The organism is Rhodopila sp. (assembly GCF_965277165.1).
GTDB lineage: Bacteria > Pseudomonadota > Alphaproteobacteria > Acetobacterales > Acetobacteraceae > Rhodopila.
Genome location: NZ_CBDICE010000005.1, coordinates 1,412,040 through 1,430,689, shown reverse-complemented (window position 1 = coordinate 1,430,689; position 18,650 = coordinate 1,412,040). Strand labels below are relative to the sequence as shown.

14 protein-coding genes are annotated in these 18,650 nt (G+C 64.0%); 10 read left to right on the top strand and 4 right to left on the bottom strand.

The genetic code is table 11. The features are described from left to right. Nucleotides 1-24 precede the first annotated feature (24 nt). The 10 genes from ACQY4Y_RS07270 (at nt 25) to ACQY4Y_RS07225 (ending at nt 11,681) form a co-directional block, all read left to right on the top strand. Nucleotides 25-2,184, top strand: a complete 2,160-nt coding sequence (locus tag ACQY4Y_RS07270; RefSeq protein WP_428489878.1) for a thiamine pyrophosphate-dependent enzyme — start codon at nt 25-27, stop codon at nt 2,182-2,184. A gap of 1 nt (nt 2,185) precedes the next feature. Then, nucleotides 2,186-3,718 (top strand): indolepyruvate oxidoreductase subunit beta family protein, encoded by a 1,533-nt coding sequence (locus tag ACQY4Y_RS07265; protein ID WP_428489877.1) that lies wholly within the window; start codon nt 2,186-2,188, stop codon nt 3,716-3,718. After that, nucleotides 3,715-5,025 (top strand): aromatic ring-hydroxylating dioxygenase subunit alpha, encoded by a 1,311-nt coding sequence (locus tag ACQY4Y_RS07260; protein ID WP_428489876.1) that lies wholly within the window; start codon nt 3,715-3,717, stop codon nt 5,023-5,025. The genes ACQY4Y_RS07265 and ACQY4Y_RS07260 overlap by 4 nt, the downstream gene beginning before the upstream one ends. Continuing rightward, the gene (locus ACQY4Y_RS07255) at nt 5,022-5,498 is read left to right on the top strand and encodes an aromatic-ring-hydroxylating dioxygenase subunit beta (RefSeq protein ID WP_428489875.1); all 477 of its coding nucleotides are present in this window, start codon (nt 5,022-5,024) and stop codon (nt 5,496-5,498) included. Before ACQY4Y_RS07260 ends, ACQY4Y_RS07255 begins: the two co-directional genes overlap by 4 nt. Nucleotides 5,499-5,516: 18 nt before the next feature. After that, nucleotides 5,517-7,082, top strand: a complete 1,566-nt coding sequence (locus ACQY4Y_RS07250) for an AMP-binding protein (protein ID WP_428489874.1) — start codon at nt 5,517-5,519, stop codon at nt 7,080-7,082. A 158-nt stretch (nt 7,083-7,240) separates the two neighbouring features. Continuing rightward, nucleotides 7,241-8,245 carry a thiolase family protein gene (locus ACQY4Y_RS07245; RefSeq protein WP_428489873.1) on the top strand — a complete coding sequence of 335 codons (1,005 nt, stop codon included), beginning with the start codon at nt 7,241-7,243 and terminating at the stop codon, nt 8,243-8,245. Beyond that, a complete protein-coding gene (locus tag ACQY4Y_RS07240) occupies nt 8,242-9,483 on the top strand; it encodes an SDR family NAD(P)-dependent oxidoreductase (RefSeq protein ID WP_428489872.1) in 1,242 nt (413 codons plus the stop codon). Before ACQY4Y_RS07245 ends, ACQY4Y_RS07240 begins: the two co-directional genes overlap by 4 nt. Then, nucleotides 9,480-10,268, top strand: coding sequence for a cyclase family protein (locus ACQY4Y_RS07235; RefSeq protein ID WP_428489871.1), 789 nt, complete (start codon nt 9,480-9,482; stop codon nt 10,266-10,268). Before ACQY4Y_RS07240 ends, ACQY4Y_RS07235 begins: the two co-directional genes overlap by 4 nt. Nucleotides 10,269-10,559: 291 nt before the next feature. Beyond that, a complete protein-coding gene (locus tag ACQY4Y_RS07230; RefSeq protein WP_428489870.1) occupies nt 10,560-10,892 on the top strand; it encodes an SDR family NAD(P)-dependent oxidoreductase in 333 nt (110 codons plus the stop codon). 15 nt (nt 10,893-10,907) lie between these two features. Next, nucleotides 10,908-11,681 (top strand): aspartate/glutamate racemase family protein, encoded by a 774-nt coding sequence (locus ACQY4Y_RS07225; protein WP_428489869.1) that lies wholly within the window; start codon nt 10,908-10,910, stop codon nt 11,679-11,681. 16 nt (nt 11,682-11,697) lie between these two features. Here the strand turns inward: ACQY4Y_RS07225 and pdxA are convergent, their stop codons facing one another. From pdxA to ACQY4Y_RS07205, 4 genes are all read right to left on the bottom strand, one after another. Continuing rightward, nucleotides 11,698-12,690, bottom strand: a complete 993-nt coding sequence (gene pdxA, locus ACQY4Y_RS07220) for a 4-hydroxythreonine-4-phosphate dehydrogenase PdxA (RefSeq protein WP_428489868.1) — start codon at nt 12,688-12,690, stop codon at nt 11,698-11,700. Between the two features lie 63 nt (nt 12,691-12,753). Then, complete coding sequence (lpdA, locus tag ACQY4Y_RS07215) at nt 12,754-14,145, bottom strand: dihydrolipoyl dehydrogenase (protein WP_428489867.1); 1,392 nt, start codon at nt 14,143-14,145, stop codon at nt 12,754-12,756. Nucleotides 14,146-14,202: 57 nt separating this feature from the next. Continuing rightward, on the bottom strand, nt 14,203-15,558 hold the full coding sequence (odhB, locus tag ACQY4Y_RS07210) for a 2-oxoglutarate dehydrogenase complex dihydrolipoyllysine-residue succinyltransferase (RefSeq protein ID WP_428489866.1): 1,356 nt from the start codon (nt 15,556-15,558) through the stop codon (nt 14,203-14,205). Between the two features lie 75 nt (nt 15,559-15,633). Beyond that, nucleotides 15,634-18,489 (bottom strand): 2-oxoglutarate dehydrogenase E1 component, encoded by a 2,856-nt coding sequence (locus ACQY4Y_RS07205; RefSeq protein ID WP_428489865.1) that lies wholly within the window; start codon nt 18,487-18,489, stop codon nt 15,634-15,636. Nucleotides 18,490-18,650 lie beyond the last annotated feature (161 nt).

Below are 18,650 nucleotides of genomic sequence, written 5' to 3'. Positions count from 1 at the left end.
GATAGGGTTTCAGAAAGGATCAGCATGGCAGAACGTTCCTTCGCCCGCGAAGTCCAACAGCTCCGCCTCGGCGCCGGCGAAGAGTTTCGCGGCGAAGGTATCCTGGCGATTACCAAGGCCCTGCTGGAGAACGGCGTCGGCTATGTCGCCGGCTACCAGGGGGCGCCGATCTCGCACCTGATGGATGTATTGGCGGATGCGTCCGAAATCCTGGCCGAACTCGGGGTGCATTTCGAATCCAGCGCCAATGAGGCGGCGGCGGCGGCGACCCTAGCCACCTCGGTGATGTATCCGATCCGCGGCGCGGTGACGTTCAAGAGCACGGCCGGCACCAATGTCGCCTCCGACGCTCTGTCGAACTTGGCGTCCAGCGGCGTGACCGGCGGAGCGATGATTATCCTCGGCGAGGATTACGGCGAAGGCTCCTCGATCATGCAGGAACGAAGCCACGCGATCGCGATGAAATCACAAATCTGGCTGCTGGATCCGCGGCCCGACCTGCCCTCGATCGTGCGCATGGTGGAACACGGGTTCGCGCTGTCGGAGGCGTCCGGCACGCCGGTGATGCTGGAAGTGCGGATTCGCGCCTGTCACCTGCATGGCAGCTTCGTCGCCAAGGACAACCGCGCGCCGCCGTTCTCGCTAACCCAGGCGCGCAACGCGCCGAGGCGCGACACCGGGCGCATCGTGCTGCCGCCGGCCAGCTTCGCGCACGAGCGGGACAAGATCGCCCGCCGCTGGCCCGCCGCCGTTGCCTACATCCAGGCGAACCGCCTGAACGAGGTGTTCGACGGCGACTTGTCGGAGGTCGGGATCATCCTGCAGGGCGGAATGTACAACGGTGTGATGCGCGCGCTCATGCGGATCGGGCTCGCCGATATCTGGGGCGCTACACGGGTGCCGCTGTACGTGCTGAACGTGACCTACCCGCTGGTCGACGCCGAGCTGGTGGATTTCTGCGCCGACAAGCGCGCCGTGCTGGTAGTGGAAGAAAGCCAGCCCGACTTCATCGAACAGACATTGTCTAAAATCCTGCGCGAGGCCGACCTGCCGACCCGGCTGCGGGGCAAGCGCGTGCTGCCGATGGCCGGTGAATATACCGTCGCGGTGCTGGAGGACGGGGTGCGCGGTTTCTTCGCCGCCGTCGGCATGGCCAGTGAGCTGACGCCGTCCGCCAACGTCGCCGCTATCCTGGACGAGGAGCCTGTCCAGGCCTTGGCCAATGTTGTCCCCGCCCGGCCGCCCGGCTTCTGCACCGGCTGCCCGGAGCGGCCGATCTTCTCCGCCATGAAACTGGTCGAGCAGGAACTGGGGTCGCACCATGTCACCGCCGACATCGGCTGCCACCTGTTCTCCATCCTGCCGCCGTTCAATATCGGCGCCACGACGATGGGGTATGGGCTGGGACCGGCCTCCGCCTCGGCGCTGAACGGCGGTGAGGGCAAGCGGGTGGTCTCGTTCCTGGGCGATGGCGGGTTCTGGCATAATGGGCTGAATTCCAGCATCGGCAACGCGGTCTACAACAAGAGCGACAACGTCACCGTCATCGTGGACAATCATTACTCGGCCGCGACCGGCGGGCAGGATCTGCTGTCGTCACGGGCGGCGAGCCGCCGCCGCTCCACCGGGCACGCGATCGCGCGGGCGGTTCGCGGTGTCGGCGTGGGATGGGTGCGGCAGCTCGATCGCACCTACGACGTCGCCCGCATGCGCGACACGCTGCGTGCGGCGCTAACCACAAAGGCGCGCGGCCCGAAGGTGATCGTTGCCTCGTCGGAGTGCATGCTGAACCGCCAGCGGCGCGAAAAGCCCCTGCTGCAAGCAGCGGCGAGGGCCGGCAGGCGTGTCGTGCGGCCGAGGTTCGGCGTCGATCAGGACGTCTGCACCGGCGATCATGCCTGCATGCGGCTCTCGGGCTGCCCATCGCTGTCGCTGAAGCACACCGGGGAGAAGCTGCGCGACGACCCTGTCGCGGTGGTGGACAATTCCTGTGTCGGCTGCGGCCATTGCGGTGAGGTCGCCAACGCCGCGGTTCTGTGCCCGTCATTCTATCGCGCCGATCTCGTCGAGAATCCCAGCCGGATCGACCTCTTGCTGGCCCTCATGCGCGGCGCCGTGATCGGCTTCCTGCAACGACGCCGCGCCGCTCGGCAGTGGATGCCGGCCGCTGGAATATCTGCCTGAGATGGATCGCCCGATCACCATCGCGGTGCTGGCGATCGGCGGTCAGGGCGGTGGCGTGCTGGTGGACTGGATCGTGGCGCTGGCCGAACATAAGGGCTGGCGTGCGCAATCGACCTCGGTGCCCGGCGTGGCGCAGCGCACCGGCGCGACGATCTACTACGTCGAGGTGCTCGAGGCGGCGCCGGATCGGACGCCGGTGTTCTCCGCCATGGCCACGCCCGGCGATGTGGACATCGTTATCGCCGCCGAGTGGATGGAGGCCGGGCGCGCCATCCATCGCGGCCTGGTGACGCCGGATCGGACCACACTGATCGCCTCGACCCACCGTGCCTTCGCGGTATCGGAAAAGCAGGTGCCGGGCGACGGGATGGCGGATGCCGCGGCGGTGACCGCGGCAGCGCGGGCGGCGGCGCGCCGGTTCGTCGGGTTCGATATGGCGACACTGGCAGAGCAGGCGGGCAGCGTGGTGTCGTCGGTGCTGTTCGGCGCGCTATGCGGGGCGGCCACATTGCCGTTTGAGCGGGCGGCGTTCGAGGCGGCGATTTCGGCGACGGGCGTTGGCGTGCAGGGCAGCTTGCGCGGTTTTGCGTTGGGCTTCGATGCGGTCGGGGCGCCGCCCAGCGTGGCTGCGCCGTCGGCAGGCTCCGATCCGGTGAAACCGCTGCTGGCGCCGGTGGGCCACCCGCCGTTCGACGGCTTGCTGGCCCGCGCCGCCTCGCTGCCCGCCGCCGCGCATGAGATGCTGGCCGAGGGGCTGCGCCACGTGGTTGCCTTTCAGGACACCGCCTACGGTGCGGCATATCTGGACGCGGTGGAGGCAATCGCCGGCGCTGCCCGAGCCCGCGTGTCCGGCGGCGTGAGCACAGCGGACGGAAGCCACCTCTACGAGACCGCCGCCAAATATATCGCCCGAGCCATGGTTTACGACGACGTCATCCGGGTGGCCGCGCTGAAAACCCAGCCCTCGCGTGCCGACCGCGTGCAGCGCGAGATGGGCGGCCGCGTCATCGCCATCACCGAATTCATGCATCCCCGGATGGAGGAACTGCTCGGCCTCCTGCCCCCCGCGCTCGGCACCGCGCTGGAACGCCAGCCCCGCGTTGTGGCAGCGCTCGGACGGCTGCTCTGCGGCCCGCGCCGCATCCGGACGGACACCATCCTCGGCTTCTTTATGCTATACGCTGTCGCCGGCTTGCGTGGCTGGCGCCGCCGTACCCAGCGTCACGCGCGCGAGTGGGCGCGGATCGACGCCTGGCTGGCGCAGGCGCGGGAGGTAGCCGCCGAAGATCCCGCCCTGGCCGCCGAAGTGCTGGCCAACCAGCGGCTGATCAAGGGATACAGCGACACCCACAGCCGCGGCCTGGATAAGTATGCCCAGGTGATGGCAGCGGCGGGACGGCTGCAAGGCCGACCGGACGCCGCCGTCTGGGTGCGCCGCCTGCGCCAGGCCGCACTAGAGGATGAATCGGGGCACGCGCTACGGCAGGCGCTGCGCACCGTCGATTCTTTTCTGGAACAAAGGCAGGCGGCATGAGCAATCGCTACCGCGACGATCCCGATGCTCTGCGCGCCCTGGTGCGCGACGCAGAGGTCCATCGCGATGTTTACATCGATACCGAGGTCTTCACCCTTGAGATGGAGCGGCTGTTCGCCAATACCTGGGTCTATGTCGGCCACGATTCCCTCGTGCCAAAGCCGGGTGACTACTTCGGCACCACAATCGGCGCACAGCCGGTGCTGATGGTGCGGCACGAGGATGGCTCGCTGCATGTGCTGTATAATCGCTGCCCGCACAAAGGCACGCGCATCACCACCGAGACCTCCGGCAACACCGGGCGATTATTCCGCTGCCCATACCACGCCTGGAGCTTCCGCACCGACGGCAGCCTAGCCGCGCTGCCGTTGCCCGCTGGCTATGACAGCACCGGCTTCGCGGACAGCGCGGCGTCACGAGGTCTGACGCCGGTGCGCCACGTGCACAATTACCGCGGCTTCGTGTTCGCCAAGATGGCGGCCGGCGGCCCCGATTTCGGGGCGTTCTTTGGCGACGCGCTTTCCAGTATCGACAACATGGTGGATCGGTCTCCGGCCGGACGGCTGGAGGTTGCTGGCGGGGTGCTGCGCTACATGCACAACTGCAACTGGAAGATGCTCGTCGATAACCAGACCGACACCTGCCATCCAATGGTCGCCCATATGTCGTCCGCCGGCACCGCGATTCAACTTTGGAAGCGCGCCGGCGAACAAACCCCGAAGCCGATGGCGGTGGAGATCTATGCACCGTTCATGGCGCCGTACGAGTTCTTCGAAAAAATGGGCATTCGCACCTGGGAAAACGGCCATGGCCACACCGGGGTGCATCACTCGATCCACTCAAACTATACGGCTGTGCCGGACTATTTCGAGCGCATGGTCGCCGCCTATGGCGAACCCCGCGCCAAGGCGATCCTGGATGAGAACCGACACAACACGATCTACTTTCCCAATCTGATGGTAAAAGGGCCGATCCAGTTGCTGCGCTTGTTCAAGCCGCTGGGTCCTGATCGCACGCTGGTGGAAAGCTGGACGTTCCGATTGGTTGACGCTCCGGATTTTCTGCTCGAACGCACGCTGGTATATAGTCGTTTGGTTAACGCACCGACATCCGTGGTCGGACATGACGACCTGGAAATGTATGAGCGTGCGCAGGAGGGTTTGCACGCCGATGGCAATCCCTGGGTCAGCCTGCATCGTTTGTTCGAGCCTGGAGAGCAGCCGCTGTCTGTCGATAACGGAACAACCGAGCGGCAGATGCGCAACCAATTTCACGCTTGGGCGCAGTATATGGTATCCGGTGCATGATCTCGACCGCCGACGTCATCGGCCTTGTCTATTACGAGGCTCGGTTGTTGGACGAGCACCGCTTCGATGAATGGCTGGCCCTGTTCGCGCCAGACGGACGCTACTGGATGCCGCTGGAACACGGTCAGACCGACCGGCGGCTAACCGCATCGCTGATGGATGAGGATCTGTTTCTGCTGCGTCTGCGCGTCGAGAGGTTGAAGGGTAATCGCACCTATAGTCAGAAACCGAAAAGCCGCTGCCATCATGTGCTGCAACAGCCGCGGGTCGATATCTTCGACCCCGATACGGACCGTTACGCGACATGGACAGCGATGCACTATTTGGAGACGCGTCTGGATCAACAGGATCTTTACGCCGCCTGGGCAACGCATGAATTGGCGGTGATCGACGGATCATTGCGTATACGGATGAAACGGGTCGATCTGGTGAATTGCGACGCTGCGTTCGGCAGCATTCAGTTGTTCATCTAACCGGCGGCGCGCGATGCGATGAACACCGTCTTCGAAACTTTTCACCAAACCGCCCTTACCCACCGCGATCGCGCGTTTCTCTCGGTCACGGCAGAAACTGCTGCCGCCTACCAGATCGAGCCTGGCGACATCATCTACAGCCAAGCGTTGGACGCCGTGTTGCACCTCCGCCGCCGCTACGCCGAGGCCGGCTACGGCCCAGGTCTCCGCATCGGATTGCTGTTGGAAAATCGCCCAGCCTTCCTACTGCACTGGTTCGCGCTGAATGCGCTGGGCGTCTCGATCGTGCCGCTGAATCCCGACCTGCGAGTTATCGAGCTGTCCTACGTCATCGCACATTCCGAGCTGGTCGCGGTGATAGCTGTACCGTCACGCCACGCGGCGTTGCGGCAAGCCGCTGGCGACCGTCCCGTCGCGATCACCGCGCCGGATGAAATGCCTGCCACGGTGACAAGACCCGCTGTGGCTTGGGATGAGGCGGCGCTGCTCTACACATCCGGCACCACCGGACAGCCGAAAGGCTGCGTGCTGGCCAACAGCTATTTTCTGGCCGCCGGGGATTGGTACACTCGCCTCGGCGGCCTGGCGGCGCTGCGCATCGGCGGGGAGCGGATGCTGACGCCGTTGCCATTGTTCCATATGAACGCACTTGCCTGTTCGGTGATGGCGATGCTGATCACCGGAGGCTGCCTCATTCCGCTGGATCGGTTCCATCCCCTGTCCTGGTGGCGGACGGTGCGCGAGTCCGGTGCAACGGTGATCCACTACCTTGGCGTCATGCCGGCGATGCTGATGGTCGATTCGGCAGCGGCGGACGATCGAGACCATGCAGTCCGTTTCGGATTCGGTGCCGGCGTCGACGGCAAGCTGCACGCTGCGTTCGAGCAACGGTTTGGCTTCCCGCTTATCGAGGCCTGGGCGATGACCGAGACCGGCGCGGGTGCGATGATCGCAGCCGGTGACGAACCCCGCCATATCGGCACCTGCTGCTTCGGCCGTCCAGGCTCCGAGGTCGAGTGCCGCATTGTCCACGAAGACGGCAGCGATGCGGAACAAGGCGAACTCCTGGTCCGCCATGCCGGACCCGACCGGGGTTTCGGTTTCTTCCGAGAATATCTGAAGGATGCCGCCGCCACCGCCGAGGCCTGGCTGGACGGCTGGTTTCACACCAGCGATGTGGTTCGGCGCGGGCCAGACGGATCGTTGCACTTCGTCGACCGGCGCAAGAACGTCATTCGACGCTCCGGCGAGAACATCGCCGCCGTCGAGGTCGAAAGCGCGCTTCGTCAGCACCCCTCGATCGCGGACGCCGCAGTGGCCCCGATCGCCGATGCGTTGCGCGGGGAGGAAGTGTTTGCCTGCATCGTTCCCCGCGGCGAGGCTGACGCGGCCCTGGCGCGCGACATCGCCGCATGGTGCGTCGAGCGGCTGGCTTATTACAAGGCGCCTGGTTTCATTGCGTTCGTCGCCGAACTTCCGCTGACTTCGACACAGAAAATCCAGCGCGGCGAATTGCGCAGCGCAGTCGCCGAACTGGCAGCGACAGCGCATGATACCCGTGGTCTGAAGCGTCGGCCGGCATAGTGCGCCGGCGCGGTTACGAAGGCGTCGTGATTTGCGCACCAGTCAGCGTCAAGTATCGTCGCTATTCGGTGAACAGCGCACATTGGTGGGCCGGGCGGGCATTATATGCGTTGACGCAACGAACGCGTCTGCGACCCGCCGATCTGGATGGATTGTCGGTGTCCAGCTTCACCCTGGCACCCGACACGGCAGTTGGCCTGACGCAGCATCTCGGGCTGTCGCCGCGCTGGCTGGATCACGTCCCAATGGGCGGCGCCAGCGGCGGCATCGCGCTGCGCCGAGCGGCTCGGGCGGTGCAGGCGGGAGACGCGGATTTCGTGGCGTGCGTGGCGGCCGATACCAACCACGTCGACAGTTTCCGCAAGACTCTGTCTTCGTTCTCGCGTTTCGCCCAGGATGCGGTGTACCCCTATGGTTCGGGTGGCCCGAACGCCAGCTTCGCGCTCATCACTCGCCATTACATGAACCGCACTGGCGCCTCGCGAGAGGATTTCGGCCGCATCTGCGTCGCCCAGCGGGCGAACGCGCAACGATATAATGGCGCGCTGATGCGCAAGCCGCTCACGCTGGAGGATTATATGGCCGCCCGCGCGATCTCCGACCCAATCCATCTGTTCGACTGCGTCATGCCATGCGCCGGAGCCGAGGCTTTCCTGGTATGCCGCGAGGACGCCGTGCTCGGTTTAGGCCTACCGTTCGCCAGGGTGCTGTCGACGATCGAGCGACACAACGCCTATCCCGACGATCCGATCCAATATCGTGGCGGCTGGGCGATGGACCGAGGTGATCTCTGGGGCATGGCAGGGGTCAGACCCGAAGCAGTGGACTTCGTGCAGACCTATGATGATTATCCCGTCATCGTTATGATGCAGCTCGAGGATCTGGGTTTTTGTGCCGAGGGTGAAGCGCCGGCCTTCGTCCGCGCCCATAGCCTGACCGTTGACGGAGACTTCCCGCACAACACGTCTGGAGGCCAGTTATCGGTAGGGCAAGCCGGTGCTGCCGGCGGCTATCTGGGGCTGGTGGAGGCGGTGCGTCAACTGACAGATGAAGCCGGAGAAACTGCGGTGCCGGATGCTCGTGTTGGCCTGGTCTCGGGTTTCGGGATGATCAACTACGACCGTGGGCTTGCCAGTTCCGCGGTGTTGCTGGCGCGCCCATGACCGACCCTCTGACCCGGCCGCGGCGCAAGGATCCGCTGAAGAAGACGCGCGAACCGCTGCTGCCGCAAGGCGTTCGCAGCCGCACCGCGCATGGCCTGACGGCGGCCGCGGCCGAGGGCCGCTTCGCGCTGCAGGTGTGTGCCGACTGCGGCGCCACTCTCTACCCTCCACGCGACGCCTGTCCGCGCTGCCTGTCCGCTCGGGTGCCGTTCCGCGAGGTATCTGCGGGCGGGGTTGTGCTGGCGGGAACCACGATCCGCACCAGCATCGATGTCTACTTTCGCGAACGTACTCCTTGGCGCATTGGCACCGTGGCAATGGACTGCGGCCCGTCTGTGGTTGCTCATCTGCACGGCGATGTCACCGAGGGCGACCGGGTGCGTATGACATTGCGTCTGGACAAGAGCGGCCACGCGGTGACGCTGGCGATGCCGGAGCAGGCGACCGAGCATCAGGAGGACGACGTGCAATTGCGGGAGCTGACGTGCGATCCAAAGTTCCGCCGGGTACTGATCACCGATGCCCGCAACGCCACCGGCCAGGCCATGGCGCAGGCGATGGCAACGGCGGGGGCCGCGATCATCGTCGCCGGCATAGCCGACGCATGGAAGCCGTGGCCAGGTGAAGCAGCGCTACGCGCGATTCCGGGAGTTGAAATCGTTGCTCTGGATCTGACAGACAGTAGGTCGGTCGCCGACGTTGCCGGCGAGATCGGGCATCGCGTAGATATTCTTGTCAATACGACCGAGCACCCGCGGGTTGGCGGGATCATCGGGCGTCATGGTCTGACGATCGCGCGCGAAGAGATCGACATCCGCTACTTCGGCTTGCTTCGTCTGGCGCAGCAATTTGGACCTCCGATGCGCGCCCGCGGTGCCGACGGCGCCAATGCCGCGGCCGCATTCGTCAACCTGTTGTCGGTTCACGCGCTGGCGAATTGGCCGTTATATGGCGCATTCTCCGCTGCCGAAGCGGCCTGCCTGTCGGCCGCGCAGGCGCTGCGGGCCGAGTTGCGAGGCGGTGGCGTGAAGGTGCTTAACATCTTCACAGGACCCCTCGATAACGAATGGTTCCAGTCCGTGCCGCCACCCAAAGTGGCGCCTGCCGCGCTAGCCGCCGCCACCGTCGAGGCGCTACGCAATGGCATCGAGGACGCCTATGTCGGCGACATCGCGCAGGATATCCGGGCGCGGCTGGACGTTCAGCCAAAGGCACTGGAGCGGGAGTTGGAGGCATGACCGCGTCGCCGATGCTGGGTGCCTTGGCGGCCGCCCTGGCGTGCGGCACAATCCGAATCATCGACCTTACTCAGACGCTGGCACCGGAGTTCCCGACCATCGTGATACCTCCAGAACTCGGCCAATGCGCTCCGTTCCGCATTGAGGAAGTGTCGCGCTACGATGCCCGCGGGCCGGCATGGTACTGGAACAACTTTTCCATGGGCGAGCATACCGGCACCCATTTCGACGCGCCGATCCATTGGGTGACCGGCAAGGAACTGCCCAACAACGCGGTCGATACCATCCCGCCGGCGCATTTCCTGGCTCTGGCGTGCGTGATCGATTGCTCGGCGCAATGCGCCGCCGACGCGGATTTCGTACTGACCATTCCGTTTGTTGAAGATTGGGAAGCGAAATACGGCCGCATCCCGCCGCGCGCCTGGGTGCTGCTTCGCACTGATTGGTACAAGCGGCCGGTTCGCCAATACGCCAATTTGCTTGACGACGGTCCGCATTCGCCTGGCCCGGCGCCGGCGGTCGTAAAGTGGCTGGTGGAGGAACGCGACGTCCACGGCTTTGGCACCGAAACGATCGGCACGGACGCCGGCCAGGCAGCGCATTTCACGCCGCCATATCCGGCGCATCATTATATGCACGGCAGCGGCCGCTACGGGCTGCAATGCCTCGCCAATCTCGACCTGCTGCCGCCCACCGGCGCGCTACTTCTGACCGCGCCCCTGAAGATCCGCCAAGGCTCGGGCAGCCCATTGCGTGTGCTGGCACTTGTCGACACATCTGTATGACGGTTGCGGTGGTCACCGGCGGCAGCACCGGGATCGGCGCGGCAATCTGTATAATGTTGTCTCGCTTTCTCGTCGAGAACCTGCCGACGCACGCTGCGAACATATCGAGGTTGACCTGCGGGACCCGTTGGCGACTACTACGCAGGCGGCGCAAGAGATCGCCGAACGTCACTCGATCACCCATATCGTGCATAACGCAGGGCTACGCCCAGCTTTGGTCTCGGATATAATTATTGCAGATGTGATCGAGCTGACGCAACTGCACCTGAAGACTTCTCGTCACGCGCCGCGTTGGGGCTGGCGACCCGTACGGCATATACAGCAACCAAGGCCGGCATGATCGGAACGGCGCGTACCTGGGCGCTGGAGCTGGCCGCTGACGGCATCACCGTCAACGTCGTCGCACCCAGCCCGATCCCGGAGACAGAGATGTTCCATGACGTCGTTCCCGCCGACAGCCCGCGAGAGCAAGCGTTGGCTGCGGCAATTCCGATGAAGCGCCTCGGTGCGCCTGATGATGTGGCTGGTGCCGCCCTGTTCTTCTCCAGCCCGGCCAGCAGCTTCATCACCGGTCAAACGTTGTTCGTCTGCGGCGGGTCCAGCATCGGGTCGATGTCGATCTGAATGAAAGGCCATGCAATGCGTATCTGGTATCAAAGCTATGTCGATTATGCCAACGGCGCGCTCTATTGGGACACGCTGCGCGCCCATCTTGCGGATATCGTAGACCCCGGTACGGAAATAGATGTTCACGGCATCACCCCGCACGATTCATACGCTCACCCGATCGTGGAATTCCGTTGCGCGCGCGAGGTGATTTGCAATGCTGTCCGAGCCGAACGCGAGGGCTATGACGCCTTCATCATCGGCCACTTCCAGGACGCCGGGCTTTACGAATGCCGCTCGGTTGTCGACATCCCGGTCGTGGCGCTTGGGGAAGCCTCGATGCTGCAGGCCTGCCAACTCGGGCAGCGGACCGGTATCGTTACGATAAATCCGCGATATATTTCCTGGTTCCACCATCAAATCCGCAAATATGGATTGGAGCACCGCATCACCGGCGTCCACGCCCTGACGTTCGAACCCGGTGAGATTCTCCGCGCCTACGACGACGACGGGATCGCCAAAGACGTGGAACGAAAATATGCCGAGCAGGCGGGGCCGCTGGTGCGCCAGGGGGTAGATGTGCTGATCCCGGGGGGCGGCATTCCGATGCTGCTATTCTCCCGCATTCGCGGCCACGCCGTTGACGGAGCACCGGTCATCAACGGCATTCCTATCGTCGTCAAGGCGGCCGAAACCGCCGTCAAGCTTCGCCGCCTCACCGGGCTTGGGGTTAGCCGCACGTCCGACTATGTCAAACCACCGCCCCACGTCATCGAGGAATTCCTGTCCTACCCGAAAGGGCTCTGACCGCATGCCCACGCCCCTATGTCCCGCGACGACGCGCCAAAGTCCCGGCCAAAGCGATCGCGGCCAACAGGCTGGTAGCATCGGCCACGCCCTTGCCCGCGATATCGAAAGCGGTGCCATGATCGGGCGACGTTCTTACGATCGGCAGGCCCAGAGTCACGTTCACGCCATGGTCCATGTCCAGCGTCTTCAGCGGGATCAGCGCCTGGTCGTGATACATGCAGATGGCTACGTCGTAGCGGCTGCGCGCGGCGGCGGTAAACATCGTGTCGGGCGGCCAGGGGCCAGAGACATCAATTCGCTCGGCTCGCAACAGGTCGATAGCCGGCCGCACCAGAGTAGTTTCCTCGGTTCCCAGTGCGCCCTCCTCTCCGGCGTGCGGATTCAGACCAGCGATCGCCAGACGAGGGGAGGCGATGCCAAAATCGCGTCGCAACGCGGCGGCGGTTGTACGACCGGCCGCGACGATCATCTCGGTCGTCAGCATCGCGATCGCATCCCGCAATGACGCGTGTACTGTTACTGGCACGACACGTAGCATCGGGCTGGCGAGCATCATGATCTGCTGCCCGGTGGCGCCGGTCAGTTCGGCCAGGAATTCGGTATGTCCAGGATAGGGAAAACCAGCCTGGTACAAGGCGGCCTTATTGATCGGATTGGTAACGACGGCGCCGACGCTACCAGCCAGCGCAAGCTTCGTCGCCTGCTCGATCGATGCAATGACGGCATCCGCGTTCGCCGGGTCAGCCCGTCCCGGCACTGCGGCCGAAGCCAATGGCACGGCCAAAACGGGCAACGCTGATTGAAATGCGTCGGCAGCCTCGGCAGCATGTCTCAACGTCCGCAACGGCACCGCGAGGCCCAGGTCAAGCGCCAATTGCCGCAGCCGAACCGGATCATCCAGCACGACGAAAGCGGGGCCGCTGCCGCGCAGTGCAAGCCAGGCTTTCAGCGACAGTTCACCGCCGATTCCAGCCGGGTCGCCCATTGTCAGCGCAAGCGGCTTCATCGCCCCGCATCCGCGCAGGGCACATCGCCTTCCCCAGCCGAATTAACCGCCGATTCCATGACTTCAGATATGGATCGCTCGTCCGTCCGCCGCCAGGGCCGCTTCCTTTACCGCCTCGCTGAGCGTCGGATGGGCGTGGCAAATCCGCGCGACGTCCTCGGCCGAGGCGCCGAATTCGATCGCGGTGGTCAGTTCCGCGATCAATGTGCCGGCATCGGGGCCAAGCACATGCGCGCCGAGCAGTCGGTCGGTCGATTTCTCGGCCAAGATCTTTACAAAGCCATCGGTGTCCCCCATCGCGCGCGCTCGACCATTCGCGGTGAACGGGAATTTGCCGATCGTATAGGCGACGCCGCCGGCCTTCAGTTCTTCCTCCGTCTGTCCCACCGAGGCAACTTCGGGCCAAGTATAGACCACGCCGGGAATCGCCCCGTAGTTAACATGACCGGCCTGACCGGCGAGGATCTCCGCCACCGCAACACCTTCATCCTCGGCCTTATGCGCCAGCATCGGGCCGGCGATCGCATCGCCGATGGCGTGGACGCCCGCTAAGGTGGTTGCATAACTGGCATCGACCTTGACCTGCTTTCGGTCATCGAGTTCGACGCCGACCTGCTCCAGGCCAAGGCCATCGGTGTAGGGACGACGGCCGATCGAAACCAGCACGACATCCGCTTTGATCGTTTCCGCCGCGCCGCCCTTGACAGGCTGCAGCGTCAGGGTGACCCCATCTGCCGTTGCTGCCGCCTCGCTCACCTTCATGCCCAGGCGAAACTTCAGCCCCTGCTTCTGCAGGATCCGTTGGAACGCCGTGGCGACTTCGTTGTCCATTCCCGGTACAATCCTGTCGAGGAACTCGACAATGGTTACCTCGGCACCGAGGCGGTGCCAGACACTGCCAAGTTCCAGCCCGATATACCCAGCGCCGATCACCGCAAGGTGCCCCGGAACCGTTTGCAGTTCCAGGCCACCGGTTGAGGTGACGATCCGCTTTTCATCGACCGCAACGCCGGGCAGCGGAACGCTCTCGCTGCCGGTCGCGATGACGATGTTCTTCGCTGTGTAGACGGTGCCGTCGACATCGACCGTGCCTGGCGCGGTGATTCGGCCAGCGCCCTTCAGCCAAGTGACCTTGTTCTTGCGAAACAAGAATTCGACGCCCCTGGTGTTGGCGTTGACGACCTCGGTCTTGCGCGCCTGCATGCGAACGAGATCCAGCTTCACGTCGCCCACCAGCACGCCATGACGCTTCAGCGCATGGCCGGCTTTCTCGAACTCCTCCGACGACTGTAGCAGCGCCTTGGACGGGATGCAGCCGATGTTCAGACAGGTCCCGCCGAGTGTCGGACGCTTCTCGACGCAGGCTACTTTCAGCCCTAATTGAGCGGCGCGGATGGCACAGACGTAGCCTCCTGGCCCCGAACCGATGACGATTACGTCGAAGAAATCGCTCATGTAGTCCCCAGGGTTACCCGCAGTTATCGCCATGGACGGTTGTGCTTCAACGACCGCTCACAGATCCAGTAGCAACCGGCGCGGGTCTTCCACGCCTTCCTTGACCCGGACCAAAAAGGACACCGCCTCTTTGCCGTCAACAATGCGATGATCGTACGACACCGCGAGGTACATCATTGGCCGGATCTCGATCTTGCCGTCGACAACCATCGGGCGCTCCTGGATCTTGTGCATCCCCAGGATCGCCGACTGCGGCGGATTCAGGATCGGCGTCGACATCATCGATCCGTAGATGCCGCCATTGGTAATGCTGAAGGTGCCGCCGGCCAGATCCTCAAGCTTAAGCGCGCCGTCGCGGGCACGCTTGCCGAAGTCGGCGATCGCCGCCTCGATACCAGCAAATCCTAGCTGATCGGCATCGCGGATCACCGGAACCACAAGACCGGTCGGGCCACCTACGGCGATCCCCATGTTGACGAAGTTCTTGTAGACGATGTCGTCGCCGTCGATTTCGGCGTTGACCGCAGGAAATTCCTTCAGCGCCACGCAGCAAGAACGGACGAACACGCTCATGAAGCCGAGCCGGATGCCGTTGTGCTTCTTTTCGAATGCGTCGCGATATTGCGTCCGCAGCGTCATGATCGCCGACATGTCCACTTCGTTGAAGGTGGTCAGCATCGCCGCGTTGTTCTGCGCTTCCTTCAGCCGCAGCGCGATGGTACGGCGCAAGCGGGTCATCTTCACCCGCTGTTCCCGAGGCTCATCCTGACGCGGCCCCCTGGCGGCCGGTGCCGGTGGAGCGGGAGCGGGGCGATTGAGAAAATCTAGAACGTCGCCCTTGGTGATGCGCCCGTCCTTGCCGGTCCCGGCGCCCAGTGCTTCGGCCGGAACCTTGTTCTCTTCGATCAGCTTCGCGGCCGCCGGCAGCGGCGCGTGAGCCGATGCCGCGCTGTCACGGGTCGCGCCAGGGGTTGCGTCAGGGGGCGCGGCAGGACGAGACACCGGACCCAACGGGCGCGGCGGCGGATTGACGCCCGGCGGCGGATTGGCTGCCGGCCGCGGTTCGGCGACAGACGATGGCGGTAGGGCGGCCGCGGATGTCGGCTGCGGCTCACGTGCCATCGCCTTCGGCTGCGAGGCCGGCGCTGTCTTGGTCGGGCCGGAGGCTACTTTCGCAGCGCCATCCACCACGCCAAGGACCGAACCGACCTCGACCTCGGTGCCCTCAGCCACCGCGATCGAGGACAGCACACCCTGGGCCGGAGCGTTCACCTCCACGGTCACCTTGTCGGTTTCCAGTTCGACCAGCGGCTCGTCGGCCGCTACCGGTTCACCTTGCTGCTTGATCCAGCGGGCAACCGTGGCGGTTGTGACGCTCTCGCCCAATGCGGGCACAACGATTTCAGTCGCCACGGCGATATGTCTCCAGGCGTAGGTCAGCGGGGGGCGTAATCAGCGGGGGGCGTGAGTGAAACCGCGCCCGGCGGTCTAGCCGATACCAAGCAACGTGGCTACCAGGCGCGCCTGCTGAACGATATGGGTCTTGGCCAAGCCAGTCGCCGGGCTGGCGGCGGCATCACGGCCGACATAGGTCGGCCGGCGAACCTTCATGTCCAGGCGGCCGAGCACTTTTTCGATACGACGATCGACGAAGTGCCAGGCGCCCATGTTCTCGGGCTCTTCCTGGCACCAGACCACGTCGGCGTTGGTGTAAGGCGCCAATACCCGGCGGAGGGTGTTTTCGGGAAACGGATAAAGCTGTTCCAGCCGGACGATGACGATGTCATTGATCTTCTTGGACCGGCGTTCCGCGAGGAGATCGTAGTATACCTTGCCGGAGCAGATCGCCACGCGGCGCACCTGCTCGGGCGGCGCGATCGCGTCGATTTCCGGAATCACGAACTGGAATCGAGTGCCCTCGGCGAAGTCAGCCAACGGCGACACCACCAGCTTGTGGCGCAACAGCGACTTCGGCTCGAACACGATCAGCGGCTTGCGGAAGTTGCGGTGCTGCTGCCGGCGCAGCGCATGAAAATAGTTGGCAGGAGTGGTCAGGTTGCAGACATACATGTTTCGTTCGGCACAGAGCTGCAGATAGCGCTCAATGCGCGCCGAGGAGTGTTCCGGACCCTGACCCTCGTAACCGTGCGGCAACAGCAGCACCAAGCCCGACATTCGCAGCCATTTGGTTTCGCCGCAGGCCAGGAACTGGTCAATGATCACCTGCGCACCATTGGCGAAGTCGCCGAATTGCGCTTCCCACAATACCAGGGTCTCCGGATCGGCCAACGAGTAGCCGTACTCGAAGCCCAGGACGCCAGCTTCCGAAAGCAGTGAGTTATAGATCTCGATCCGCGCCTGGTCTTCGGCGATGTTGTTAAGCGGCGTATATTCATGCTGATTAACCTGGTCGATCAGCACCGCGTGGCGCTGGCTGAAGGTGCCGCGCTGACTATCCTCTCCAGACAAGCGGACACGAGTCCCTTCAAGCAACAGACTGCCGTAGGACAGTGCCTCCCCGGTCGCCCAGTCGATGCCCTCGCCGCTATCGACAGCCTGCCTTTTAGCCTCAAGCTGACGGCTGATCTTCGGGTTAAGGTTGAAGCCATCCGGCACGTGCGCCAGCGCGTTGCCGATCCGCTTAAGCGTTTCACTCGGAACGGCGGTGGGCTGCTCGGCAAGTTCGTCTTCCTGCTGGTCCACCGGGGTGAAGCCGGACCAATGCCCTTCCAGCCAGTCCGCCTTGTTGGGCCGGTATGACTTCGCCGCGGCATTGGCGTCTTCCAGCGTCCTGGTGAAGTCATCCAGCATCGCCTTGGACTCGGCCGCCGGCACGGAGCCCTCGGCGGCCAGCTTCTCGGCATAAAGCGTGCGGGTGGTTTTGGTGGCGCTGATCGCCCGATACATCAACGGCTGAGTGAAGGCTGGCTCGTCGGTCTCGTTGTGGCCGTGGCGACGGTAGCAGACGATGTCCAACACGATGTCGCTGTTGAACTTCATGCGATACTCGGCGGCCATCCGTGAACAGAACACCACCGCCTCGGGATCGTCGCCGTTGACATGCAAAATCGGCGCCTGGATCGATTTCGCCACGTCGGTGCAGTATAGTCCGGAAAACGCGTGCGCCGGAACCGTGGTGAAGCCGATCTGGTTGTTGACCACCAGGTGAATCGTCCCCCCGGTGCGGTAGCCAATCAGCTGGCTCATCGCCAGCGTCTCATAGACAAGCCCCTGGCCTGCGAAGGCAGCGTCACCGTGCATCAGGATCGCCATCACCGACTTGCGCGTCTTGGTATCGCCGGACCGGTCCTGCCGGGCGCGGACCTTGCCGACGACGACCGGATCCACTGCCTCCAGGTGCGACGGATTCGGCTGCAGCGACAGATGCACGCTGTGACCACCGATCTCCAGGTCGGTGGAGGTGCCCAGATGATACTTCACGTCACCTGACCCTTGCACATCTTCGGGCTTGAAGCTTTCGCCTCCAAACTCGCTGAACAGCGCGGTTAACGGCTTCCGGACGATATTGACCAAGGTGTTAAGTCGGCCGCGATGCGGCATGCCGATCGCGACTTCCACCGCACCGGATGACGCGGCAACGGCGATCATTGCATGCAGCGACGGTATGGTGACCTCGCCGCCTTCCAGGCCGAAGCGCTTGGTGGTGACGTAACGCTTCTGGCAGAACGCCTCGAAGCCCTCGGCCTCGGTCAGCTGTCGCAGCACGGTGCGCTTTTCAGCGGCATCAAATGTGGTTCGCCAGGGTGCGCCCTCGACCTTGCGCTGGATCCAGGACTTCTGTTCCGGGTCCTGTATGTGCATGAATTCGACGCCGATCGGACCGCAATAGGTTAGTCGCAGAACCTGCATGATCTCGCGCAGGGTGGCGGTCTCACGACCCAGCACCTTGTCGATGAAGATGGACTTGTCGAGATCGGCCTCCGTGAAACCATAGGATGCCGGATCCAGCTCGGCATGCTTGTGCGGCGACTGCAGACCGAGCGGATCAAGCTGTGCTTCAAGATGTCCGCGCACCCGGTAGGACCGGATTAGCATCAGCGCGCGCAGCGAGGCAATCGTGGCGGCCCGGACCTGATCCGGCGCCAGGTCCTCAGCCGCGGGCTTAGACACCGTTTCACCCGCCATCAGGCCGCGGCGCGGCGCCCAGGATGCGCCACTGGCATCCTCCAACACGGCGCGGGCCTCGTCGTTCATGGCGGCAAACAGCTCGGCGAAGCTGGGGTCAACAGCGGAAGGGCGGGACGCCCACCGCGCATAGAGATCGGCCAAGAAGGCTGCGTTGGCGCCATTGAAGGCTGACGCCAGGATGTCGATGCCGGCCATCTGTTACGATCCCTTAGTTGTCCGTGGCGACTCTTAGACAAGCCCGACCTGTGCGAAAAGCTCTTTTGGCCGGGCAGTCCGGAGATGCCGGACGGGATATGGTGGCAGGCTGCGCACAGTCGATGAATGCCAAGTACCGGAGCAAAAAATGCGCCAAACCG